This window comes from Ramlibacter sp. P4_H7, from assembly GCF_056400765.1.
The window spans coordinates 13193-36892 of the sequence record NZ_JBFUKP010000019.1 but is presented as its reverse complement, the minus strand read 5'-3'; the positions used below and the strand labels follow the sequence as shown (position 1 = coordinate 36892).

At 69.6% G+C, this 23700-nt stretch carries 23 protein-coding genes; 14 read left to right on the top strand and 9 right to left on the bottom strand.

What is annotated here, in order from left to right:
- Nucleotides 1–23: 23 nt before the first annotated feature.
- The 12 genes from AC1DSA_RS21035 (at nt 24) to AC1DSA_RS20980 (ending at nt 11630) form a co-directional block, all read left to right on the top strand.
- Nucleotides 24–938: a LysR substrate-binding domain-containing protein gene (locus AC1DSA_RS21035; RefSeq protein WP_477892831.1), complete on the top strand. Its 915-nt coding sequence runs from the start codon at nt 24–26 to the stop codon at nt 936–938.
- A gap of 23 nt (nt 939–961) precedes the next feature.
- Entirely contained in the window at nt 962–1807 is an 846-nt protein-coding gene (lgt, locus tag AC1DSA_RS21030; protein ID WP_477892829.1) for a prolipoprotein diacylglyceryl transferase, read from the top strand.
- Between the two features lie 115 nt (nt 1808–1922).
- Nucleotides 1923–2588, top strand: a complete 666-nt coding sequence (locus AC1DSA_RS21025) for a GntR family transcriptional regulator (RefSeq protein WP_477892827.1) — start codon at nt 1923–1925, stop codon at nt 2586–2588.
- Nucleotides 2589–2632: 44 nt separating this feature from the next.
- Nucleotides 2633–4048 (top strand): malonyl-CoA decarboxylase, encoded by a 1416-nt coding sequence (locus tag AC1DSA_RS21020; RefSeq protein ID WP_477892825.1) that lies wholly within the window; start codon nt 2633–2635, stop codon nt 4046–4048.
- A gap of 39 nt (nt 4049–4087) precedes the next feature.
- Nucleotides 4088–5083, top strand: coding sequence for a Bug family tripartite tricarboxylate transporter substrate binding protein (locus tag AC1DSA_RS21015; protein WP_477892823.1), 996 nt, complete (start codon nt 4088–4090; stop codon nt 5081–5083).
- A 1-nt stretch (nt 5084) separates the two neighbouring features.
- Entirely contained in the window at nt 5085–5864 is a 780-nt protein-coding gene (locus AC1DSA_RS21010) for an enoyl-CoA hydratase/isomerase family protein (RefSeq protein WP_477892821.1), read from the top strand.
- A gap of 13 nt (nt 5865–5877) precedes the next feature.
- The gene (locus tag AC1DSA_RS21005) at nt 5878–7404 is read left to right on the top strand and encodes a malonate--CoA ligase (RefSeq protein ID WP_477892819.1); all 1527 of its coding nucleotides are present in this window, start codon (nt 5878–5880) and stop codon (nt 7402–7404) included.
- A 304-nt stretch (nt 7405–7708) separates the two neighbouring features.
- Complete coding sequence (locus AC1DSA_RS21000; RefSeq protein WP_477892817.1) at nt 7709–8377, top strand: class I SAM-dependent methyltransferase; 669 nt, start codon at nt 7709–7711, stop codon at nt 8375–8377.
- A complete protein-coding gene (locus AC1DSA_RS20995) occupies nt 8374–9489 on the top strand; it encodes a radical SAM protein (RefSeq protein WP_477892815.1) in 1116 nt (371 codons plus the stop codon). The genes AC1DSA_RS21000 and AC1DSA_RS20995 overlap by 4 nt, the downstream gene beginning before the upstream one ends.
- 80 nt (nt 9490–9569) lie before the next feature.
- Nucleotides 9570–9920 carry a hypothetical protein gene (locus AC1DSA_RS20990; RefSeq protein ID WP_477892813.1) on the top strand — a complete coding sequence of 117 codons (351 nt, stop codon included), beginning with the start codon at nt 9570–9572 and terminating at the stop codon, nt 9918–9920.
- Between the two features lie 46 nt (nt 9921–9966).
- Nucleotides 9967–10887 carry a cysteine synthase A gene (cysK, locus tag AC1DSA_RS20985; RefSeq protein WP_477892811.1) on the top strand — a complete coding sequence of 307 codons (921 nt, stop codon included), beginning with the start codon at nt 9967–9969 and terminating at the stop codon, nt 10885–10887.
- Nucleotides 10888–10982: 95 nt separating this feature from the next.
- Entirely contained in the window at nt 10983–11630 is a 648-nt protein-coding gene (locus AC1DSA_RS20980) for a DUF4130 domain-containing protein (protein WP_477892809.1), read from the top strand.
- On the opposite strand, the gene AC1DSA_RS20975 is transcribed toward AC1DSA_RS20980, so the two are convergent.
- Nucleotides 11631–12194: a hypothetical protein gene (locus tag AC1DSA_RS20975; RefSeq protein ID WP_477892807.1), complete on the bottom strand. Its 564-nt coding sequence runs from the start codon at nt 12192–12194 to the stop codon at nt 11631–11633. It lies immediately after the preceding gene.
- Nucleotides 12195–12324: 130 nt separating this feature from the next.
- On the opposite strand from AC1DSA_RS20975, the gene AC1DSA_RS20970 reads away from it, so the two are divergent.
- Nucleotides 12325–13602 carry an acyl-CoA dehydrogenase family protein gene (locus AC1DSA_RS20970; protein WP_477892805.1) on the top strand — a complete coding sequence of 426 codons (1278 nt, stop codon included), beginning with the start codon at nt 12325–12327 and terminating at the stop codon, nt 13600–13602.
- Nucleotides 13603–13707: 105 nt separating this feature from the next.
- On the top strand, nt 13708–14832 hold the full coding sequence (locus tag AC1DSA_RS20965) for a sensor histidine kinase (RefSeq protein ID WP_477892803.1): 1125 nt from the start codon (nt 13708–13710) through the stop codon (nt 14830–14832).
- Between the two features lies 1 nt (nt 14833).
- On the opposite strand, the gene AC1DSA_RS20960 is transcribed toward AC1DSA_RS20965, so the two are convergent.
- Genes AC1DSA_RS20960 through narJ form a run of 8 tightly spaced genes read right to left on the bottom strand, consistent with a single transcriptional unit; the run spans nt 14834 to nt 23698 of the window.
- Complete coding sequence (locus AC1DSA_RS20960) at nt 14834–15382, bottom strand: hemerythrin domain-containing protein (RefSeq protein ID WP_477892801.1); 549 nt, start codon at nt 15380–15382, stop codon at nt 14834–14836.
- Nucleotides 15379–15984, bottom strand: a complete 606-nt coding sequence (locus AC1DSA_RS20955) for a nitroreductase family protein (protein WP_477892799.1) — start codon at nt 15982–15984, stop codon at nt 15379–15381. The genes AC1DSA_RS20960 and AC1DSA_RS20955 overlap by 4 nt, the downstream gene beginning before the upstream one ends.
- Nucleotides 15985–15994: 10 nt before the next feature.
- Nucleotides 15995–19540, bottom strand: coding sequence for an LAGLIDADG family homing endonuclease (locus tag AC1DSA_RS20950; RefSeq protein ID WP_477892797.1), 3546 nt, complete (start codon nt 19538–19540; stop codon nt 15995–15997).
- Nucleotides 19537–20748 carry an NAD(P)H-dependent flavin oxidoreductase gene (locus tag AC1DSA_RS20945; RefSeq protein WP_477892795.1) on the bottom strand — a complete coding sequence of 404 codons (1212 nt, stop codon included), beginning with the start codon at nt 20746–20748 and terminating at the stop codon, nt 19537–19539. Before AC1DSA_RS20945 ends, AC1DSA_RS20950 begins: the two co-directional genes overlap by 4 nt.
- A gap of 1 nt (nt 20749) precedes the next feature.
- A complete protein-coding gene (locus AC1DSA_RS20940) occupies nt 20750–21436 on the bottom strand; it encodes a carbonic anhydrase (protein ID WP_477892793.1) in 687 nt (228 codons plus the stop codon).
- Nucleotides 21433–22251: a peptidylprolyl isomerase gene (locus AC1DSA_RS20935; RefSeq protein WP_477892791.1), complete on the bottom strand. Its 819-nt coding sequence runs from the start codon at nt 22249–22251 to the stop codon at nt 21433–21435. The genes AC1DSA_RS20940 and AC1DSA_RS20935 overlap by 4 nt, the downstream gene beginning before the upstream one ends.
- A complete protein-coding gene (gene narI, locus AC1DSA_RS20930; RefSeq protein WP_477892789.1) occupies nt 22248–23021 on the bottom strand; it encodes a respiratory nitrate reductase subunit gamma in 774 nt (257 codons plus the stop codon). The genes AC1DSA_RS20935 and narI overlap by 4 nt, the downstream gene beginning before the upstream one ends.
- A complete protein-coding gene (gene narJ / locus AC1DSA_RS20925) occupies nt 23018–23698 on the bottom strand; it encodes a nitrate reductase molybdenum cofactor assembly chaperone (protein WP_477892787.1) in 681 nt (226 codons plus the stop codon). Before narJ ends, narI begins: the two co-directional genes overlap by 4 nt.
- Between the last annotated feature and the right edge of the window lie 2 nt (nt 23699–23700).

The following is a 23700-nucleotide window of genomic DNA, read 5'->3' as shown; positions in this document are numbered from 1 at the left end:
GTGGCGATTAATATGCACGGCGTATGAACGAACCCCTGATCGAGTTCCGCCTGTGGCGGCAGTTCATCGCCGTCGCCGAGGAGCTGCACTTCGGCCGCGCGGCGCGGTCCCTGCACATGACCCAGCCGCCCCTGACGCAGGCCATCGCCCAGCTGGAACGGCTGCTGGGCGCCCGGCTGTTCGAGCGCACCAAGCGCAGCGTGCGCCTCACGCCGGCCGGCGAGGTGCTGTTGCCGCAAGCGCGCGAGCTGCTCGGCCGGGCACGGGCACTGCCGGCGCAGGCGCGCGCGGCGGCCGGCGGCGAGTTCGGCCGGCTGCGCGTCGCCTTCGTCTCCACCGTCGGTTTCGCGCTGCTGCCGCAGTGGCTGCGCGCCTTCCGCGGGCGCCATCCGCAGGTGCAGATGGAACTGATCGAGGCGACGGGCGACGTGCAACTGGACTCCTTCGCCCGCGGCGACATCGACGCCGGCTTCATGCTGCATTCGCCCGGCTTCGCGCCGGCTGGCCTGGCGCACCGGCAGGTGGCGCAAGAGCCGCTGGTGCTGGCGCTGCCGGAGGCGCATCCGCTGGCAGGCGCCTCGCGGTTGTCGCTGCCGGCGGTGCTGGCCGAGCCGCTGGTGGTCTTCCCGCGCCGCATCGTCCCCTCGCTGCACGACGCCATCCTGGGCATGTACCACGCGGCCGGGCGCGAACCGCGCATCGTGCAGGAGGCGATCCAGATGCAGACCATCGTCAACCTCGTCGCCGCCGGCCTGGGACTCGCGTGGGTGCCGGAGAGCGTGCGCGAGTTCCAGCGCAGCGGCGTCGTGTACCGGCGGCTGGGCGGCAGGCAGGCGGCCAGCGTCCCGCAGTGCGAGACGACCCTGGTCTGGGGCGCAAGCTCGCCGGTTCTCGAGCGCTTCGTCGAGGTCGTCATGGCCGCGCACCCGCAGGGCTGACGGCTGCGCCACAATAGCCGCCCATGCTGGTCCATCCCAAGATCGATCCGGTCGCGCTGCAGCTCGGCCCCATAGCCATTCACTGGTACGGCATCACCTACCTGGTGGCCTTCGCCCTGTTCATGCTGCTGGCCCACCTGCGCCTGAAGCACGAGCCGTTCCGCTCGGTGACCGGGCCCGGCGCCTGGAGCCGCGGCGACATCGAGGACATGCTGTTCATGGGCGTGCTGGGCGTCGTGGTGGGCGGCCGGCTCGGCTACTGCCTGTTCTACAAGCCGATGTACTACCTGGAGCACCCGCTGGAGATCCTGTACGTGTGGCAGGGCGGCATGAGCTTCCACGGCGGCCTGATCGGCGTGATCCTGTCGCAGATCTGGTTCGCGCGCACGCGCAGCAAGCCTTTCTGGCAGCTGATGGACTTCATCGCACCCTGCGTGCCGCCGGGCCTGGGGGCCGGGCGCATCGGCAACTTCATCAACGGCGAGCTCTGGGGCCGGCCGGCCGATCCCTCGCTGCCCTGGGCGATGGTGTTCCCGCAAAGCAATACCGGCGTGCCGCGCCACCCCTCGCAGGTCTACGAGTTGCTGCTCGAAGGCATCGTGCTGTTCGTCTTCCTGTGGCTGTACGCGCGCAAGGAGCGCAAGGAGGCGCAGGTCTCCGCGATGTTCCTCGTCGGCTACGGCATCGCGCGCTTCACGGCCGAATACTTCCGCGAACCGGACGCGCACCTGGGCATTCTTGCTTTCAAGATGAGCATGGGCCAGTGGCTGTGCATCCCCATGATCGTGGGCGGCGTGCTGCTGTGGGTCTGGGCCGAAACCCGGGACGCGCCGCGCCCGCCGGCCGGACAGCGTCCCGCGGCCCACTGAGCCGTTGGCTCTTTCGCCCTAGCTCTAGGGTTTCCCTGCATCCGGACCGCTACCCGGCCCGGCGCTTCGATGTCATAATTATCCGTAATTACAGGAAATTATCGGCAACCCCACCATGCGCCTGGTCCACAACTCCCTGCACGACGAAGTCGCCGCGCAACTGCGCGAACGCATCTTCTCCGGGGAACTCATGCCCGGCATGTTCCTCGACGAAGTCCAGCTCGCCGAGCAGATGAAGATCTCGCGCACACCGCTGCGCGAGGCGCTGAAGGTGCTGACGGCGGAAGGCCTGGTGCGGCACGAGCCGCGCCGCGGCTGCTTCGTCAACGAGGTGACCGAGCAGGATCTGGACGAGATCTTCCCCGTCATTGCGCTGCTGGAGGGCCGCTGCGCCTTCGAGGCCGCGCAGCATGCGACCGATGGCGACCTGGCCGCGCTGGAGGACCTGCACGACAAGCTCAGCCGCCATGCCAAGGCCAAGCGCATCAACGAGTACTACGCGACCAACTTCGCGATCCACGAGGCGATCATCGCGCTGGCCGGCAACCGCTGGCTGGCCGGCGTGATCGGCGACCTGCGCAAGATCGTCAAGCTCGCCCGCCTGCAGCAGCTGCATGCCCCCGGCCGCCTGGAGCAAAGCCTGTCGGAACACCTGGCGGTGTTCGCCGCGCTCAAGGCCCGCGACCCGGAAGGCGCCGAGGCCGCGATGCGCACCCATCTCACCCGCCAGCGCAGCGCGCTGCGGGAACTCGCGCGCTCCCACCGGCCGAGGCTGGCGTGACGGCGACCACTGATTTCCGGAACTTCTGAAAAGGCGGCCCCCCCGTGAGCGCTTCTGACTGGATCACCCGCGGCGTGTCCCTGTGGCGCCCCGGCTTCGAGAAACCGTCCGCCGGCACGGGACGCGCACCCCGCGCGACCGCGTCGGCGACCGCGACCCTTTCCGCTGCCACGGCGGCTTCCGCGCCAACGGTGGTGCGCACGACGCGCGAGCGCCTGGAATCGACCTGGCGGCGCGGACAGGAAGCGCTGTCGCCGCGGGTGCTGCGCCGCACGCTGGCGGAACTGCAGGCCATCGTCGATCCGCGCGCAAGCGAGGTCGAAGGCGGCCGCCGCGCCAAGGCCTTCGCCGCCTGGTACCACGACGCCGGCGCCGAGGAGCGGCGCGATGCCTGGTTGCTCATGAGCGAGCACTTCGGCCCCGACCCCAAGAAACTGAAGTCCGCGCGCGAGCACTACGAGGCCGCGCAGGGCACGGCGGACGAGGGCGCGGCGGAGATCCGCCTGCGCCGCGCCTTCGTGTCGCCGCGCACGCGGCTGATGCAGCGCTTCGCCGCGTTCCCGGAAGGCATGCGCTTCCTCGTCGACCTGCGCGCCGAGCTGCTGCCGCACCTGAAGTCCGACAAGCGCCTGATGGCGCTGGACGCGGAGCTGGAGACGCTGTTCTCCACCTGGTTCGACGTCGCCTTCCTCGAATTGCGGCGGCTGTCATGGGACTCGCCCGCTTCGCTGATCGAAAAGCTAATCAAGTACGAGGCCGTGCACGATATCCGCAGCTGGGCGGACTTGAAGAACCGCCTGGACAGCGACCGCCGCTGCTACGGCTTCTTCCATCCCAAGCTGGATGGCGACCCGCTCATCTTCGTGGAAGTGGCGCTGACGGACAGCCTGTCCGATTCGATCACGCCGCTGCTCGACGAAACCGCCGCTGCCTCCGACCTGGCCAAGGCGACCACCGCGATCTTCTATTCGATCAGCAACTGCCAGGCCGGCCTGCGCGGCGTGAGCTTCGGCGACTCGCTGATCAAGCGCGTGGTCGAGACGCTGAAAGACGAATTCCCCAAGCTCAAGACCTTCTCGACGCTCTCGCCCATCCCCGGCTTCCGCGGCTGGCTCGCCAAGCACGTGCCGGCGGACAAGCTGGCCGCGTGGGACAAGCCGCTGGAGCTGGAGGCGAAATCGCCCGAGCGCCAGGAACTGCTCGGGTGGGCCGCGCGTTACCTCGGCAAGGAGCTGCAGGACGGCAAGCCGCTGGACCCCGTGGCCCGCTTCCATCTCGGGAACGGGGCGCGCGTGGAACGCCTCAACTGGGGGGGCGATCCTTCGGCAAAAGGACTCAAGCAGTCTTTCGGCCTCATGGTGAACTACCTGTACGATTTGAAGAGGCTCGACAAGCACCGCACGATGCTCTCGCAGGGAGAAATCCCGGTGGCAGGCGCCATCGGGGACCTGTACCGTTAGCCGCTTTTTGCTTTGCCCATAACTCCAGGAGACAGGAAGATGCAAGACCCCCGCCTCACCCGGCGCGATGTACTGCGGGCGGCGGCCGCCGCCGGCGCGACCGTCGCAGTCCCGTTCGCGCATGCGCAGGCCTCGGCCTGGCCCACCAAGCCCGTGCAGATGATCGTGCCATTCCCGGCGGGTGGAGGTACCGATGCGTTCGCGCGTCCGCTGGCGGCGCAGTTCGCCAAGCAGACCGGCAAGCAGCTGATCATCGACAACCGTGGCGGGGCCGGCGGCACCGTGGGCGCTTCCATCTCCTCGCGCGCGGCGCCGGACGGCTACAACCTGTTCATGGGCGCGGTGCACCACACCATCGCGCCGTCGATCTACCCCAAGCTCGATTACGACCTGCAGAAGGACCTGATCCCGATCACGCTCGTGGCCCGCGTGCCGCAGGTGATCGTCGTCAATCCGCAGCGCATCCCCGCCAAGGACTTCAAGGAGTTCCTGGCGCTGGTGAAGGCCAACCCCGGCAAGTACAACTACGCGTCGGCCGGCAACGGCACCTCGCACCACCTGGCCGGCGAGCTGTTCAAGCTGCAGACCAAGACCTTCATCACGCACATCCCCTACCGCGGCGCGGGCCCGGCGCTGCAGGACCTGATGTCCGGCAGCGCCGACGTGATGTTCGACGGCCTCGGCTCCTCGGCCAACCACATCAAGGGCGGCCGCATCAAGGCGCTGATGGTGTCGGGCAGCAAGCGCAACCCGGCGTTCCCCGACGTGCCCTCCGCCTCCGAAGTGGGCCTGCCCGACTACACGGTGACCACCTGGTACGGCATCTGGGCGCCCAAGGGCACGCCGCAGGACATCCAGACCCACGTGGCCGACGAAGTGCGCAAGGCGATCCAGACCGACGAACTGAAGGCGATCTGGGCGCAGCAGGGCGCCGAGTTCCCCAACCTCACGCAGCAGCAGTTCGCCCTGTTCATCGACGGCGAAATCAAGCGCTGGGCGCAGGTCGTCAAGGCTTCCAACGTCAAGGCGGATTGAGATGTCGGGACAGGTGCGGCTGGCGTTGCTCGGGCCCTTGGCCCGCGTCACGCTGTCGCACCCGGGCAAGCTCGACGCCATGTCGCGGGCGATGTGGGGCGAGCTGCGCGAGGCCTTCATGGCGATCCAGCAGGACCGCGAGCTGCGCTGCGTGGTCGTGACCGGCAGCAACGGCGGCTTCTGCGCGGGCGGCGACATCGCCGAGTACCCGCAGTTCCGCTTCCATCCCGACACGCTGAGACGCTTCCACGAGGAAGAAGTCTGGGGCGGCCTGTCCGCGATGCTCGCCTGCGAGGTGCCCATCGTCGCGCAGATCGAAGGTGCCTGCATGGGCGCCGGCATCGAGATCGCCTGCTGCTGCGACATCCGCATCGCCGGCCAGTCCGCGCGCTTCGGCGCCCCCATTGCGCGCCTGGGCTTTCCCATGGCGCCGCGCGAGGCGCAGCTGGTGGCTGCCGTCGCCGGCGAGGCGACGCTGCGCGAAATGCTGCTGGAGGCCGTGCAGCTGGACGCGCGCGAGATGAAGGCCCGCGGCTTCCTGCAGCGCGTGGTGCCCAACGAAGACCTGGCGCTGGAAGTGCAGGCCACGGCCGATCGCATCGCCCGGCTCGCGCCGCAGGCGGCGCGCATGAACAAGCGGACGCTGCGGCGGCTGGCCGGGCGGGCCGCCGACGCACTGCCCCCGGCGGACCTGCTGGAGCGCGCCTACGACTACGCGACCAGCGCCGAACACCGCGAAGGCATCGCTGCCTTCCTCGACAAGAGAACCCCCCGCTTCTGAGACGGACCTCCCGATGGAAAACCGCAACCTGTTCGCGGCGCTGCGCGCCGCCTTCCCGCAAGACCTGGACACCATTGCCGTGGAAACGGACTCGGGGCTCGCCTACAGCTGGCGCGACCTCGAGCGCGGTACGGCGATGATCGCCAACCTGCTGGCCTCGCTCGGCATCGAGCCCGGGGCGCGGATCGCCGTGCAGGTCGAGAAGTCGGTCGAGGCGATGATGCTGTACCTGGCGACGCTGCGCGCCGGCTATGCCTTCCTGCCGCTCAACACTGCTTACCAGAAGGCGGAGATCGAGTACTTCGTCGGCAATGCGGAGCCCGCCGTCGTGGTGTGCAGCCCGGCCAATTTCGGCTGGGTGAGCAAGATCGCCTTCCAGGCCGGCACGCAGCACGTGTTCACCCTGGGCGAGGACCGCAACGGCTCGCTGCTCGAGCGGGCGGCGCGCCAGTCCGACCAGCAGCAGCCCGTGCAGCGCGATGACGACGACCTCGCCGCCATCCTGTACACCTCCGGCACCACGGGCCGCAGCAAGGGCGCCATGCTCACGCACGGCAACCTGCGCTCCAACGCGGAAGTGCTCAAGACCTACTGGGGCTGGAAGGAGGGCGACGTGCTGATCCACGCGCTGCCCATCTTCCACGTGCACGGCCTGTTCGTCGCCATCCACGGCGCGCTGATCAACGGCAGCAAGATGATCTGGCTGGCGAAGTTCGATCCCAGGAAGGTGATCGAGCGCATGCCCGATGCCACGGTGTTCATGGGCGTGCCGACGCTGTACGTGCGCATGCTCGCCGAGTCGCGGCTGAACAAGGTGGTGACGCGCAACATGCGCCTGTTCATCTCCGGCTCCGCGCCGCTGCTGCTGGAGACCTTCCTGGAATGGCAGGAGCGCACCGGCCACACCATCCTGGAGCGCTACGGCATGAGCGAGACCATCATGCTGACCTCCAACCCGTACGACGCGAACGACGGCGAGCGCCGCGGCGGCACCGTCGGCTTCCCGCTGCCGGGCGTGGGCCTGCGCGTGCGCGACGACGCCGGCAACGCGGTGCCCGCCGGTGAGATCGGCGGCATCCAGGTGCGCGGCCCCGGCGTGTTCAAGGGCTACTGGCGCATGCCCGAGAAGACGAAGGAAGAGTTCACCGACGACGGCTGGTTCAAGACCGGCGACGTCGGCAAGGTCGACGGGCGCGGCTACGTCACCATCGTCGGCCGCAGCAAGGACCTGATCATCAGCGGCGGCTACAACGTGTACCCGGCGGAGATCGAGGGCTACATCAACGACATGCCGGGCGTGGCCGAGAGCGCGGTGGTGGGCGTCCCGCACCCGGACTTCGGCGAGGTCGGCGTGGCCATCGTGATCCCCAAGCCGGGCGCGACGATCGACAGCGACCAGCTCATCGGCACGCTGAAGTCGCAGCTGGCCAACTTCAAGATTCCCAAGCGCTGCTTCCTGGTGAACGAACTGCCGCGCAACACCATGGGCAAGGTGCAGAAGAACCTGCTGCGGGAGCAGCACAAGACGCTGTTCGCCTGAGGAGCCCCCGCGCTTCGGAGTGGTTTCGCGGGCCTGGCACGACCCGCGGTTCTCTTGACTCCGCGCCGCATCGCCACGGCGGCTATGAGCCGATGGTGCCAATCGACGCCGGATGCGGTGCGCAAACGACCCCGGTGCGCGCTTGTGCGCTTTTCACTGGGAGCAAGCCATGGCAGGATCGGGCGCACATCCACCAGCGCGCCCTGCGTGGCACCTCGGAGAAGACGCTCGGTGAACAAGCCGGTCGGGCCCGCGTCGCCTGCCGCAAGCACAGGAGAGGCATCTGCAGCAAACCGAGAGCAAGATGGGCCGATGGGACCTCTCTCGGTCGGACGAGCCCACCCTGGCCCGATGGCGCAAGCGGTGGCGCTTGCGGCGCATGCAGGCGCTGCTCGCGCGGCTCGCCCCGCGCGCGGACGCGACCGTGCTCGACCTGGGGGGCAGCGTCGGCACCTGGGAGCAGTTCCCGCACCGGTTCGACGTCACGCTCCTGAACGTGGACGAGGCGCACGCACGCGACTTCCGCGGTAACGATGCCGCCGGGAGCCGCTTGCGGGTCGCCATCGGCGATGCCTGTGACCTGGGTCGCTACGAGGACGCCTCGTTCGACATCGTCTTCAGCAACAGCGTGATCGAGCACATCGGCGATGCAAGCCGGGTGGCCCGGTTCGCGCGGGAGGTGCGGCGCGTCGGGCGCAGCTACTGGGTGCAGACGCCCTCCTGGCTGTTTCCGATCGAGGCGCACACCGGCTTGCCGTTCTTCTGGCTGTACCCCGCACCCTTGCGCGAGGTGCTCGCCAGTCGCCATGACAGGCGTTATGCGATGAACCCCTGGTCGTGCCCCATGACCCAGACGCGCTGTTTCCGGCTGGGCGAGCTGCGGGCGCTGTTCCCGGATGCCGCCGTCTACACGGAGCGGGTGGCGGGCCTGGCGAAATCATGGTCGCTGTACCGGAGATCGCCATGCGCATGAGCACGTTGGTGCAAATGGGCGGCGAGCGCGTCGTGCAGGAGATGCGCGAGAAGGTGTACCTGGCCACGGGCGTGGACATGACGCAGCCCCAGGCCATCGGGGTCGTCCTGACGGAACGGTGCAACTACCGCTGCCTGTCGTGCGCTTGCTGGCGCAGGCCGGACTATCCCGAGGAACTCTCCCTCGAACAATGGACGGCGGCCCTCTCCAGCCTGCGGGACTTCATCGGCAACTACACCGTCGATTTCGGCGGCGGGGAGCCGTTCGTGTTCAAGCCCTTCCTTTCCCTGGTCGATTGGTGCCACGCGGCCGGCCTGCGGTGGACCCTGACCACCAACGGCTCGTCGCTGTCGGGGAAGACTGCGCGAAGGGTCGCCGAGGCCCACCCCTTGGCCATCAACATCTCGGTGGATGGCGCGACGCCGGCGGTGCATGACCACTCGCGCGGCGTGAACGGATCGCTGGCCACCATCTCCCGCGGCATCGCAACGCTGCGCGCCGCTCGCGACCGCGCCGGCGCATCGTTCCCGATCCGCATCAAGCCCACCGTGCACCGCCTCAATTTCCGCGAGATGCCCGCGCTGGTGCGGTGGGCGCAGGAGGTGGGTGCGTCGTCCGTGGACTTCAGTCCCGTGCGCCACTGGACGCCCGAAGTCGCCACCGAGCTGTGGCTGCGCCCCGCGGACGAGGAGGCGCTGAACGACATCGTCCGGACCCTCCTGGCGATGAAGCGCGCCGGCGCGCCGATCGAGACCGAGAACGCGCGCATGCTGGCCTGGGCGGCCCACTTCCGGGGCGAGGCCGCAGCGACGAGCGCATTCCGTCATTGCCGCGTGGGCTTGCGCGACTATTGCATCCTGCCCAACGGCGACGTGCGCAGCTGCTGGTTCTATCCCGTGCTCGGCAACGTCACGAAGGCGTCGGCGCGGGAGATCTGGCGCGGCCCCTCGGCCCAGGCGCTGCGCCGTGAGATGACGCACTGTCCCAGCTACGGCGACCCGAAGTGCGCCACCTCGTGCCTGGCGCATCGCAGCGTGGCGCAGGATGCGCGGCGCGCGATGCTCGTGTTCCGGCCGCGGCTGGCCCCGGCCGCGGTGTCGCCTTCGACCTAGCGGCGAGCTCCCTGGCCGGGTTCCGGCTCCGGCCGGCGTCCGAGGCGCGGCCTTCCCGGCGCACGGCTAAACTAAAGTTCATGTTCGCTTGCCAGGCCCAGGTGCTCGCCGCGACTGCCCGGCAGTTCGTCGCGGCGCTGGAGGCCTATGACCAGGACGTCGAACGGCTGCTCCGGTCGCGCTTCGACCCCGAGGTGTATCAGCGGACCAGCGCGCGCATGGACGAGATGCGGCTTTATGCAGCGTCCATCCCGCCGCTGTCCGGTCCGTGGGTCGAAGTCCTGATCCGCCACTTCGAACTGACGCACGGACTGTTCCGGCTGCACCAGCAGGGTGCCGCAGACGTCGACCTGCCGCGCCTGCACGGGGAACTGCGCGCGGCCGTCGAGCGCCTGTCGCAGCGCTGCCTGCAGCTGGTCCCGGCGTCCTGACGCCGGCTGCGCCACAATGCGCACCTTCACCGGCGAAGGAGAGTCCATGAAAGCGAACAGCATCCTCGACACGATCGGCCGCACGCCGCACATCCGCATCAACCGACTGTTCGGCAGCAGCCACCAGGTCTTCGTCAAGTCGGAACGCTCCAACCCGGGCGGCTCGATCAAGGACCGGATTGCGCTGTCCATGGTGGAGGCTGCCGAGCGCAGCGGCGCGCTCAAGCCGGGCGGCACCATCATCGAGCCGACCTCGGGCAACACCGGCATCGGCCTGGCGATGGTGGCGGCCGTGAAGGGGTATCCGCTGGTGCTGGTGATGCCCGACAGCATGTCGATCGAGCGGCGCCGGCTGATGCTGGCCTATGGCGCCAAGTTCGACCTGACCCCGCGCGAGAAGGGAATGAAGGGCGCCATCGCCCGCGCGCAGGAGATCGCGGCGCAGACCCCCGATTCGTGGATCCCGCAGCAGTTCGAGAACGCGGCGAACACCGAAGTGCACGAACGCACCACGGCCCGCGAGATCCTGGAGGACTTCCCCGAGGGCGTGGACTACCTCATCACGGGCGTGGGCACGGGCGGCCACATCACGGGCTGCGCCAAGGTGCTCAAGCAGCAGTGGAAGCAGCTGAAAGTGTTCGCGGTCGAGCCCGTCGCCTCGCCGGTGCTGTCGGGCGGACAACCTTCGCCCCACCCGATCCAGGGCATCGGCGCGGGCTTCATCCCCAAGATCATGGACACGTCGCTGCTCGACGGCGTCATCCAGGTCGACGCCGAGCCCGCACGCGAGATGGCGCGCCGCGCCGCGCGCGAGGAGGGCATCCTGGTCGGCATCTCGTCGGGCGCCACGCTTGCCGCCATCGCGCAGAAGCTCAAGGACATCCCGGCTGGGGCCACCGTCCTGGGTTTCAACTACGACACCGGCGAACGCTACCTGTCGGTCGAGGGTTTTCTCCCCGCGCCGTGAGCGCAGCGGTCGAGCGGAAATATCCCTGCAAGGTGCTCCGCGCCTCCGCGCGCGGAGCACAATGTTGGTGACTCCTCACGCGAATGCTGGCGCCCTTGCAAGTTCCGCTGTCCCATCAGGTCGACATTGCCGGCTTCCACCACGAAGCCACGCGCCTGCTGGCGCAGCAGGTCCCGCCACAGGACGTCGCCTGGTCGGCGGCGCCGGCGCAGTCCGTGGACGAGGAGCCGCTGGAGGCCGATCGTGCAGCGATCCACAACCGGGCGGCCCGCGCGATCATTCCGCAGTCCTTCGTCCGAATGAGCGAGCTCGTGGTCCTGCACCGGGACCCCGAACGCTTCGACCTCCTTTACCGGTCGCTCTGGCGGCTGGTCTACGAGCCGGAACTGCGGCACGACTTCGGTGACCACGACCTGGCCAGGTTGCGGCAGATGGCGCAGGCCGTGCGGCGCGACATCCAGAAGATGAAGGGGAAGATCGCCTTCCGCATGCTGCAGGTGCACGGCGAGCCCGTGCGGCTGGCCTGCTACGCACCCATGCACTTCGTGTCCGAGGTGGTCGGTGGCTGGCTTGCGAAGCGCGACCCCGGCACGCGCTGGATCATCCTGACGCCCGATCGCAGCATGCGCTGGGACGGCCAGCGGCTGCTCAGCGCGCCGGCGGCGGCACCGATGCCCGACGGCATGGCGGCGGCGACCGACGCCGACTGCGCGCGCGCGCTGGAAACCTTGCCCTGGAGGTGATCAGCCGCTGGTTGGACGCGAGGACGTCCCGCTCATCGCGCTGGAGAAATTGAAGTCGCTGCGGGTGCGCCGCCAGCCGCTTTCGGTCTGGCCGATGCGTTCGCGGCACCGGGCGAACAGGCTGTCCAGTGCGGCATCCTGAGCGTCGCGCAGCTGGTGGTAGCGCGGGTCCGCATAGTGCGGACGCAGCGTGGGGGCGTGCGTCGTGCGCAGGACGGTGTCCTCCCACAGGTACTGAACCAGCTGGCGGTGGGTCCGCAGCAGTTGCTGCATCAGCCGGGTGAGTTCGGGGAAGTGGCGGTCCTGGATTTCCACTGCCCTGGCAAGCGGGGCGGGAATGCCCACGCGGTCCGGCGCCTGGTGGACCAGCGGCTCGTCGCGGTGCCAGTCGATCCACACCGTGTAGGCCTTCAGCGCATCCATCATCTGGTAGCCGGCGTGGCGCCGCCGGGAGGCCTGGCGCAGCATGCGCGACCAGATGCGCCAGAGCACGAGCGCGATCGCCAGCGATGCAGCCGCAAGCAGCAGCGGGAACGCCAGTTCGGGATCGTTCAGGCTCCACACTTTCTCAGGCTCCTCCGGTGACCGGTACGCGACAGGGGCCAGCTTCCCACTTGACGCACATCAGTGCCATCCACCAATCGGGTGGCTATGGTGGGCACATGGTCTCCTGTCCGCGACGCCTGCCATGGCCATGAGCTTCCGACGGTCCGATATCGCCGACGAATGGCTGCGGCGGCTGGAATTATTCATCGACCGCTACCTCCTGCCGTTCAACGCCGCCTGGCACGCCATCACCGAGCGCGGCGAGACGCCGGGCTTCGTCGCCGACCTGCGAACGCTGGCGCGCGAGGAAGGGCTCTGGAACCTGTGCCTGCCGGCGTTGCCCGCCGATGCGCCGGGCACCGGCCTGTCGCACCTCGATTACGCCCCGCTCGCCGAAGCGATGGGCCGGCTCGCATGGGCGCCGGAAATCTTCAACTGCCATGCACCCGACAGCGGCAACATGGAACTGCTCCTGCGGCATGCCGACGCGGCACAGAAGCGCGACTGGCTGGCGCCCCTGCTGGCCGGCGACCTGCGCGCCGCGTTCGCGATGTCGGAACCGGACGTGGCATCGTCGGACCCCACCAACCTGCAGACCGAGGCGCGCATGGAAGGCGGCGAGCTCGTGATCAGCGGGCGCAAATGGTTCATCACGGGTGCGGCGCATCCGGACTGCCGGCTGCTGATCGTGGTGTGCCGCAACGCCGGTGCTGGCGAGGCGGACCGGCATCACGCGCACAGCCTGGTGCTGGTGCCGATGGACGCGCCGGGCGTGGAGGTCGTGCGCAACATCCCGGTGCTGCACCATCGCGCGCCCGAGGGGCATTGCGAGATCTTGCTGCGGGGCGCGCGGGTTCCGCAGGCCAACCTGCTGGGCGGCTGGGGCGACGGCTTCGCGCTCGCGCAGTCGCGCCTGGGTCCAGGACGCGTGCACCACTGCATGCGCACCATCGGCCAGTGCGAGCTCGCGCTGGCGCTCGCCTGCGACCGCGCGCTGGAGCGCCGCGCCTTCGGCAAGCCGCTCGCGCAGCAGTCGAACGTGCAGGAGTGGATCGCCGATTCGCGCATCGAGATCGACCAGGCCCGCCTGCTGGTGCTGCGCACCGCGTGGTCGCTGGACCAGGCCGAGCCGGCGGCCGACCTGCGCGAGCAGATCGCCGCCATCAAGGTGGTGGCCGCGCGGCTGCAGACGCGCGTGGTCGACCGCGCGATCCAGGTGTTCGGCGCCATGGGCCTGTCCCCGGACACGCCGCTCGCCTGGCTGTGGACCTGGGGCCGCGCGCTGCACATCATGGACGGGCCCGACGAAGTGCACCTGCGCACCGTGGCCCGCGGCGAGCTCAAACGCGCCGGCGAGCAGCGCGGCCGCTGGGTCGATTACTTCACGACGCCGGAGCAGCTCGCGGCACCTCCTCGCATCCGCTAGCGGCCATTGGCGCCGTCCTACGGGTGGCGCCGGGAGGATGCGGAATACTTGTTCGCGCACCTCCCGGGAGGGCGGTGCCTTCCTTCCACTCTGCTTCGCTTGCGCATGGGCATGCACGCTCTGATCGACCTTTGGCTGCGCCAGGCCCGCGACCAGGCCGTGGTCGTCATGGATGCACAAGGCATCGTGAACGAATGGCTGGCCGCCGCCGAGCTGCTGCTGGGCTTCGAGGCGCAGGAGGCGGTGGGGCGGCACATCGCCCTGATCTTCACGGACGAAGACCGCGCGGGCGGCTATCCCGACCACGAACTGCGGGTTGCGGCCGAGGACGCCTACTCCGAAGATTCGCGGTGGCACGTGCGCAAGGACGGCACCCGCATCTGGGTGTCGGGAACGGTCAGCGCCGTGCGCGACGCGGAGGGCAAGGTCCTCGGGTTCATCAAGGTCATGCGCGACCTGACGGACCAGCGCGGAAACCTGGAGCGCTTCCAGCGCGAGGTCGGTGCGCTGTCCCATGGCCGCGAGCAGACCCACCGCTTCCTGAAGACGCTGGGCCACGAGCTGCGCAATCCGCTGTCCGTCCTCAGCAACGTCGAACTGATCCTCGCGCGCAGCGAGCTGGACGACCGGGCGCGCAAGGCGCTGCAGCTGCTGTCGGCCCAGACCGCCGTCCTGAAGCGGCTGGCCGACGACCTGATGGACGTGAGCCGCCTTGAGCTGGGCAAGGTGCAGCTGGAGTCCGGCACGCTCGACGTGCGCGGGGTGCTGGAAGACGCCGTGGCCAGCATGCAGGCCGCGGCCGCGCAGAAATCCATCAGCCTGCAGACCCTGCTGCCGCCCAGCCCGCTGCAGGTCCACGCGGACGCCGCCCGCATGCAGCAGGTGGTGCTGAACCTGCTCACCAACGCCGTCAAGTACACCCACACCGGCGGGTCCGTTTGGGTGAAGGCGGGCATCGAGGGCAACGAGGTCGTCTGCACCGTGCAGGACACGGGCATCGGCATCTATCCGCCGGTGCTGCCGCAGATCTTCGACCTGTTCAGCCAGGCGTCCGACGGGCAGGCCATGCGGGCCGGGGGCATCGGCGTGGGCCTGGCGCTGGTGCGGCAGATCGTGGAACTGCACGGGGGCACGGTGCAGGCGAAGAGCCCCGGGCTGGGCAAGGGGGCGGAGTTCTCCTTCCGCCTGCCGTCGCTGGAGCCACGTTCCTCGACGGGCTTGGAGGGGTGAGCTACTTCACCCCGCGCCGCCGCATCATCTCCTCGCCCATGGCCGCCCGCCCGGGTTCGGTGATGAGCGACTGCGCCGCCGGATAGGCGATGTCTTCCTCGGCCTCGATGTGCGCCTCGTAGGGGCCGGCGAACGCGTCGAGGATGGTTTCGTCGTCGGGGGCGAGCCGGTCGATGCGGCCTTCCCCCACCAGCGCCAGCACCTGCCGCGCGGCAACCCAGCGTGACTCCATCTGCACGTGGTCCTGCTGCAGCCGCGTGACCACCGCGACGGTGCGCGGGTCGCCCTGCGCCAGCAGCGGCGGGAACACGTGCAGTTCCTCGTCCAGATGGTGCTGCGGCGCCGCCTGGTCGAAGTAGCGCATGACGTCGCGCGCGGCCTCCTGCGCCTGGGTGTCGGCGCCGTGGCTGACCATGTGTTCGCGCAGCCGGGCGAGCAGGGCCAGCATGCGCTGCACGCGTTCGTGGCAGGCCTCCAGCATCTCGAAGGGCTGCTCGAAGCCGGCGCCAGGCGCGGCCATGAGCGAAGACAGGCGGATCGGCTGGCTCATCGCGGCTTCAACTCGCTGACGTAGCGGTCCAGCGCCGGCCGCACGCGCGCGCGCTTGGGACCCGCGATGGTGCCGATGCTGACGAAGCACAGCGCCTGTTCCTCGTCACCGAGCGCGAACAGGTTGCGAAGGGCCGGCGACGCGAGCGCCTTGCCGCTGGTGAGCGAGGACCCGAAGCCCAGCGCCGTAGCCATCAGCAGCATGTTCTGCAGGGCGCAGCCGGTGGACACGAGGCGTTCGGCCGCGGAGATTTCGGCGTCGCCACCGGCCGTGCGAACGATCGCCAGCATCAGCAGGGGCGAGCGGAACGCCTTGGCGCGGGCGTCGCCCAGCTGTTCGGCGCTGGCCGTCGCGTCACGCTCGCGCAGCGAGGCCGCGAACGCCTCGGCCAGGGCGGGGCGCGCCGCCTCCGGCACCAGCACGAAACGCCAGGGAACGAGGTCGTGGTGGTCCGGCGCCGCGGCCGCCGCCCCGAGGATGCGCTGCTGTTGCTGCGGATCCGGGCCCGGCGCCGCCAGCCTCTTGGGCAGCACGGTGCGCCGGCCATGGATCAGCGCCTCGGCCCATTCGCCGGCGAGCGCCGCATCCAGCCCGTGGGTCACGCGCGAACCTTCACCCGCAGGCCCCGACGTGCCCGCACTGCGTGCAGAAGTCGCAGCCGTCCTTGCGGATCATGGCGTGCGCGCCGCACTCGGGGCACTTGGCGCCGGCCATCGTCGGCGGCGTCGCCGTGGCGGGTGCGGTCGGCGTCGCCAGCTGCGGCACCGGTTCGCCGTTGCGGCGGCCGATGATGTTCTGGATGGCGTAGGCGATCGCCGCCACCTCGGAGTCGTGCCACAGCGGCACCTGGCCGCCATCGGCCTTGGCGTAGGTGCCCAGGCGCACCGGACCGCGGTCCCAGGCGACCTTGCGCATGTCGGCCAGCGCGCGCTCGAGGAAGCCGCCGCGCGCCGCCAGCGACAGCATGCGCATGCTGGAAGTGATCCACTGCTGCGACTCGCCGCTCTGGCCCACCGGCATGAAGAACTCCACCGCGCGCTCGCGGCCGTCTTCCACCGGCATGAAGGACACGACGATGTAGAGCGTCTGGCGGCCCTGCTGCGTCCAGTATTCGACCTTCTCGGCCACCGCGGGCAGCTGGCCCTTGGGCCGCTTCTCGATCACCGCGCGCATCGGGTCGGTCTTGCGGCGCTCCGCTTCGGGCGGGCGCTCGCTGGTGTCCGGCGTCGCGGACAGCACCGAGCCCAGGATGTCGTTGGGCCGGTAGGTGGCCAGGCCCTTGAGGCCCGCGCGCCAGGCTTCCAGGTACAGGCCCTGGAAGTCGCCGTACGGATAGTCCGCGGGCACGTTCACCGTCTTGGAGATCGCGGTGTCGATGAAGGGCTGCACCGCTTCCATCATCGCCAGGTGGCCGGCGGCGGGCATCTCCAGCGCGGAGACGAAGTAGGGCGGCAGCTTGGTGGTGTCCCCGCCCAGCGACCGGTACAGGCGCCAAGCGTGGTCTTCCACGTCGTACTCGGTGGTGCTGCCGTCGGACTCGCGCTTCTTGCGGCGGTAGGTCCAGGAGAAGGGCGGCTCGATGCCGTTGGACGCGTTGTCGGCGAAGGCCAGGCTGACCGTGCCGGTCGGTGCGATCGACAGCAGGTGGCTGTTGCGGATGCCGTGCTGGCGGACCAGCGCCTTCAGCGGCTCGTCCAGGCGGCTGGCGAAAGTGCCGGCCTCCAGGTACTTGTCGCCATCGAACAGAGGGAACGCACCCTTTTCCTTCGCGAGTTCCACGGAAGCGGCGTACGCGGCGTCGCGCATGCAGCGGGCGATGCGCGCCGCCAGCTCGCGGCCTTCCGCCGCGTCGTAGCGCGAGCGCAGCATGGCCAGCGCGTTGCCCAGGCCGGTGAAACCCACGCCGATGCGGCGCTTGGCGGCGGCTTCCTTTCGCTGCTGCTCCAGCGGCCAGAAGGTGAGGTCCAGCACGTTGTCGAGCGCGCGCACCTGCACGGCCACCGCGCGGGCGAAGGCGTCGAAGTCGAACTGCGGCGTGCCGCCGAAGCCGAAGGCATGGCGCACGAAGCGCGTGAGGATGATCGGGCCGAGGTCGCAGCAGCCGTAGGGGGGAAGAGGCTGTTCGCCGCAGTTGTGGACGTAGAGGCCGTTGGCATCGAACGCATGGACGTCGGCGACGGTGACGTCGTAGACCTGCTCCACGCCGTCGTCGACCACGGATTCCACTGTCGCCGTGAAGCGTTCCTGGTTCAGGCTGCGGCGGTAGCCATCCAGCAACTGGCGCAGGCGTTCCGACTTCGAGGTGTCCGAGAAATCCACGTGGTCCGCGTACAGCAGCAGGTTCTCGCCGCTGACGACGAGCTCATGGATTTCCCTGCAATCGTACCCACGCTGGCTGCCGTGGCCGTCTGGCAGCATGCGCGCCGCGGAAGGCTTGCGTCCGCCGTAGATGGTGCTGCGGATGCCCAAGCGCAGCAACATGCGTTGCACGGCCTCGAGCAGGCCGCGGTCCGCCTGCGTCAGGCGCACGCTGACGCCCTTGTCCTGGCTGCCTTGCACCGAACCATCGGCGTCGAACAATCCGCGCAGCACGCCGGCGGCGAAAGCCGCCGAGCCGCGCTCGATCTGGGGCGTGATGGTCTTGTGCCCTGCGCGCAAGCCAAAGGAAAACGCCAGGTCGCGCAGCGGTGCCGACGCGAGGCGTGCCTCGCCATGGCCCAGCGGACGCTGGAAACCGCGGAAATCGGAGCGGTGCGGCAGGGTCGCGGCCGCAGCTTCGGCCGCGGCGACGATGCCGGCGGCCCCGGTGGCGGCCAGGGCAGGGGCGTCGCCGCCCACCACCTTGAGCTCGGGTGCCCAGACCGACAGCACCGCCTTGTCTTCCTCCAGGTGTCCGTCGCCGATCAGCAGGCCCAGCAGGTAGCCTTCCGCGTCGGTGCCGCGTCCGTCCCACCCACCCAGCATGCGGTGGTCGTTCAGGACGATCTGGTCGCCAGCGCGCAGCTCGCCCGCGGCCACCCAGCCGAGCTGCGTCACGTAACGCGTCCGGGACGTGACGCGGCGCACGCGGTGGTCGTGCGTGAGGCGCAGCTGGTAACCCTCGCGCGTGCGCAGGCGCACGACCTGCTTGCGGCCGGTCGCGAAGAATCCATCGCTGATCAGCGGGAAGGCGGTTCCGTCGACGACGGCGGTAAAGCGGCGGCCGATGAGTTCCTGAACCTGCGCCGGGCCTTCGGTGGTCATCACCCAGGTGTCGGCCGTGACGCAAGGATTGGTCGCGGTGATCCCCTCCGCATAGCGCAGGTTGTTCTCGCGGTTGATCGTGTCCACGAACAGGATGCCCGGCTCGGCGAAGTCGTAGGCCGAGCGCATCACGGTGTCCCACAGCTGCTGCGCGGGCAGCGTGCGGTACACCCACAGGCCGTCGCTGCGCAGGTGCGCGCCCTGCGCGATCAGCGCGCCGCCCGGCTTGGCCTTGTGCACCAGCGCCCAGTCGCCGCCGGCCTGCAGCGTGCGGATGAATTCATCGCTGACGGCGACCGACACGTTGAAGTTGTTCCAGCGGCCCGGCGTGCGCTTGGCGGTGATGAACTCCATCACGTCCGGATGGTCGATGCGCAGCACGCCCATCTGCGCGCCGCGGCGGGCGCCGGCGCTTTCCACCGTGGAGCAGGAGTGGTCGAACACGTCCATGTAGCTGCACGGGCCGGAGGCCTGCGAGGCCGTCGCGCGCACCTCGGCACCGCGCGGGCGGATGCGCGAGAAGTCGTAGCCGACGCCGCCTCCGCGCCGCATCGTCTCGGCGGCTTCGCGCAGCGCTTCGTAGATGCCGGGGAAGCCTTCGTCGTCGCGGCCCTGGATGGCGTCGCCCACCGGCTGCACGAAGCAGTTGATCAGCGTGGCCTGCAGGTCGGTGCCGGCGGCGCTCATGATGCGGCCCGCGCCGATGGCGCCGGCCTGCAGGTTGTCGAAGAACTTCTGTTGCCACTCGGCGCGCAGCGGCTCGGCTTCCACCGACGCGAGCGCCCTGGCCACCCGGCGCAGCAGGTCGGCTTCCGAGCTTTCGCCGGTCTTCAGGTACTTCTCGCGCAGGACGTCCTGGCTGATCGGCTGGGCCGGCAATTCCGGCAGGTCGGTCGGGGACGGGTCACGCTTCATGCAGGGAGCACCTCGGCAATCTGGGGGTGGGGCGCCATCGGGGCGCTGTTCGTCGCCGGCACCAGGTTGGGCACCAGCCAGTTGAGCAGGTCCTGCACGGGGCGGATCTGGTTGCCGAAGGGCAGGCGGCCTGCACCCCTGAAGAATAGTCCTTTGCGAACATCCCCGGCGAGCGCATGGCCGAGCACCTTGTCGATGCAGAACTGTCCCCAGCTGGCATGGCCGTCGCGCAGGCCGCAGTTGGCCAGGCAGTCGAACCACATCGTGCAGTGGGGCTTGACGTGCGCGGCCTTCTGCATGCGGTCCTGCAGGCGCAGGTACTTGTCCAGCCAGGGCGTGCGCACGGCGCGCGCGGGCAGGCCGGCCACGCTGGTGAACTCGACCATGTCTTCCGGCTGCGCGTTGGCCAGCACTTCCTTGAAGGCCGCGCTGGCGTCGCTTTCGACCGTCACGGCGAAGGCGGTGCCCAGCTGCACGGCGGCGGCGCCCAGCGCCTGCAGGTGCCGCACGTCCTCGCTGGACGAAATGCCGCCCGCGGCGATGAGGGGAATCTTCAGGCCCGTCCTGGCGAAGAACTCCAGCACTTCGGGAATGCTCACCTCGAAGTCGAAGCGGCGGTCGTTCAGGTCGGAGATCTTGGCGGCGCCCAGGTGGCCGCCGGCCAGCCGCGGATGCTCCAGCACGATGGCGTCGGGCAGCCGGCCCTTCTTCTCCCACTTGCGCACCAGCAGCTGCACGCCGCGCGCATCCGACAGGATGGGGATCAGCCCCACGTCGGGGAAGTCCTTGGCCAGGTCCGGCAGGTCCAGCGGCAGCCCCGCGCCCACGGCGAGCGCGTCCGCGCCGCTTTCCAGCGCCTGGCGCACGTAGGTCTCGTACTGGTCCAATGCCTTCATCACGTTCACGGCGATCAGCCCGCGGCCGCCCGAAATCTCGCGCGCCTTCCTGATTTCGCGGTCCAGCGCTTCGCGGTTGGCGGCATCGATCTGGGGCTTGGCTTCCGGGCCTTCCAGATGGCCGGTGCGCTCCCACAGGTCGGGGTGCAGGCGGCGCAGGTCGACCGAGGAGATCGTCCCCACGCCGTTGAAGGAGGCGACGGTGCCGGCCAGGCGGCCGGCGGAGACGCCGACGCCCATGCCTCCCTGGACGACTGGCAACAGCGCACGCCCCCGGAAATGCCACAAGTTCAGGCCGGTGGCGGAGGCCATGTCAGTCGCAGAGGATTTGTCCATCGTGTTCCACGTATTCCCGGTAAGGACCGGTTCCGGGATTGGAGGCTACAGAAGCCGGCACGAAGTCGCCTTGCGCCGCATCAAAGACATGGATCTCTCCGTCCTCGATGACGTAATGCCAGCCGTGGAGCGACAGTTTTCGTGCTTCCACGCGACGCTTGACCATCGGATAGGCCATCAGCCGCTCCAGCTGCAGCACCACGGCACGCTGTTCGGTGCGCCGCAGGGCCTCCGGGCTGGTTCGCACCGGCAGCAGGGCGTCGGCCGCCAGTTTGAGCCATTCCCGCAGGTTGATCGCCTCGTCCGGCACGCCCTCGTAGGCGGCGCGGATCGCGCCGCAGTGGCTGTGGCCGCAGACGACGATGCGCTCGACTTCCAGTGTGAGCACGGCGAATTCGATGGCCGCGGTGGTGCCGTGCAGGCCGTGCGAGCCATCGTAAGGAGGAATGAAGCCGCCGACGTTGCGCACGATGAAGAGTTCGCCCGGCCCGGTGCCGGCAAGCAGGTAGGGAACCAGGCGCGAGTCCGAGCAGCCGACGAACAGGGTCTTGGGATGCTGACCCTGCGCCACCAGGTCCTGGAAGCGCTGCTGGTGCCGCGGGAAATAGTCGGAATGGAAACGCCGCAGCCGGCTGAGCAGCTCGTCCCCGGCCGGGTCGTTCATTGCACCAGTGGCGTCTCGGCGGCTTCCAGCGCGACGCCCTCGACCAGCGCCTGCCCGGCCAGCAGCCGGATGTACTGGTGCAGGGCGGTCGCGCGCGAACGCTGCGCCAGTTCCGTCGCGATGCGCTCGCGCACCTGCGCGTAGGCCACGGGCTCGCCCGCCTGGCGCGCCAGCACGTCGACGATGTGGAAGCCGAAGCGCGTGGGCACCAGCCGCGTGCGCAGTCCCGGGCCCTGGGCCTCGTCGAAAACTGCGGCAGCGAACTCGCCGGCGCATTCCTCGGGGCGGAGCCAGCCGAGGTCGCCGCCTTCGCGGCCGCTCGGGCAGTTGGACAGCTCGCGCGCCAGCGCGTCGAAGCGCTCTGCCGGCGCCTCGCGGTGCGTGAGTTCCAGCAGCGCCGCCTCGGCCCGCCTGGCGAGCGCGGGCACGTCCACCCGGTCGGTGACGGCGAACAGGATGTGCCGAACCTGCGCCGCACGCCCCTGCACATAGTGCGTGCGATGGGCGGCGTAGTAGCGCTCGCACTCTGCCTCGGTCGGTCGGCGCAAGGGCACGGCCTCGTCCAGCATGGACTGGATCACCGCCTCGTCGCCCGAGCTGATGCCCGGCGAAGTCAGTTCGCGATGGGGCGGCAGGCGCCCCTGGCGCACCGCCTCCTGCCGCAGGAGCTCGGACCAGGCGCGCTCGCGCAGGTCCTCCGCCGTCAGCTGTTCGCCCGCCTCATGCAGCGCGATGCCGTTGATGGCGGCGATCGCCTGCTCCTTGTTGCCGCTGCCGCCTCCGCAGGTGCAGCTTCCGGTGCCGCCGCAGCTCATGCGTGCCTCCGCGTTTCGAAGTCGGGCAGGGCCTGGGGCATCGCCGCGGCCGCGCTGGCGGATTGCGGCGTGCCGTGCGCCACGATGCGCCGCTTCGTCCGCACGACCTGGTAGGGCCGCACGACATAGGCGAGGGTGCCGAAGCCGCTCCACACGTGCACGAGGCGGGTGAAGGGGAACACCAGGAACACCGTCATGCCCAGGAACATGTGCGCCTTGAACACCCAGCTGGCGTCGGCCAGCAGGTCCACCGCGCCGGCGCGGAAGGTGACGATGCGCTGCGCCCATTCGGCCAGCCGGATCATCATGCTGCCGTCCAGATGCTGCGCCGACAGCGGGATGGTCGCCAGGCCCAGCGCCAGCTGCACCCACAGCAGCACCAGCAGGAAGACGTCACCCGGCCGCGAGTTGATGCGGATGCGCGGATCGGTCAGGCGGCGGTGCAGCAGGATGGTGACGCCGGCAAAGCCCAGCAGACCGGCGATGCCGCCGCTCACCATCGCCATCAGCTGCTTGCTGCCCGCGCCCATGAAGGGCTCGTAGACGAAGTGCGGCGTCAGCATGCCTACGGTGTGGCCGAAGAACAGGAACAGCACGCCGACGTGGAACAGGTTGCTGCCCCAGCGCAGCTGGCCGGCGCGCAGCAGCTGCGAGGAGTCGCTCGTCCACGTGTACTGCTCGCGGTCGAAGCGGATGAGGCTGCCAAGCAGGAACACCACCAGGGCGATGTACGGATAGAAGCCGAAGAGGAACAGGTCGAGCGCCTTCATGTGCGTGCTCCTTGCGCGGCGCCGGGGCGCCGGACGATCTGGATGGGTTGGGGCTGGCCGGGCGCCGCCTGGCCCTGCGTGCTGCAGCCCCCGAAGGCCTGCGGCTCTTCCCAGCTCGCGTCGAGGGCCTCGTCGGGCGTGACGGGCACCGCCTCGGCCTTCTGGCCGGCCAGCTCCAGCACGCCGGCGACCAGCGAGGCGTACGCGCTTTCGCGCTGGCGCAGCGCCGTGAACAGGGCCTGCAGGATGTGCGCCATCTCGCCCAGGAACTCCCGCGCCTGCGCCGCGGGCTGCGTGGAGGCGAACTCCAGCACCACGCACAGGTGGTCGGGCAGCTCCTTGCCGTCGAAGAACAGGCCGGCGGCCTCGTAGTGCTTGACCAGGTCGACCATCGCCGGGCCGCGGTCGCGCGAATCGCCGTGCACGTGCTCGAACAGGTGCAGCGAGGTGCTGCGGCCGCGGTCGAACAGCTCCACGTAACGCGCTTCCACCGCGATCGGGTCGGCCAGCTGCATCTCCAGCGCCAGGGCGCGGATCTCCGCGCGCCGTTGCGCCGGCAGCGCGGCCTCGTCGTCGATCGCGGCGGCGAGCGCCGGCAGCAGTTCGCGGACCCTGGCGTCGGGATAGGACAGCAGCAGCGCCAGGGCGCGCAGCGTGTGCTTCAGGTTCTTCTTCATGG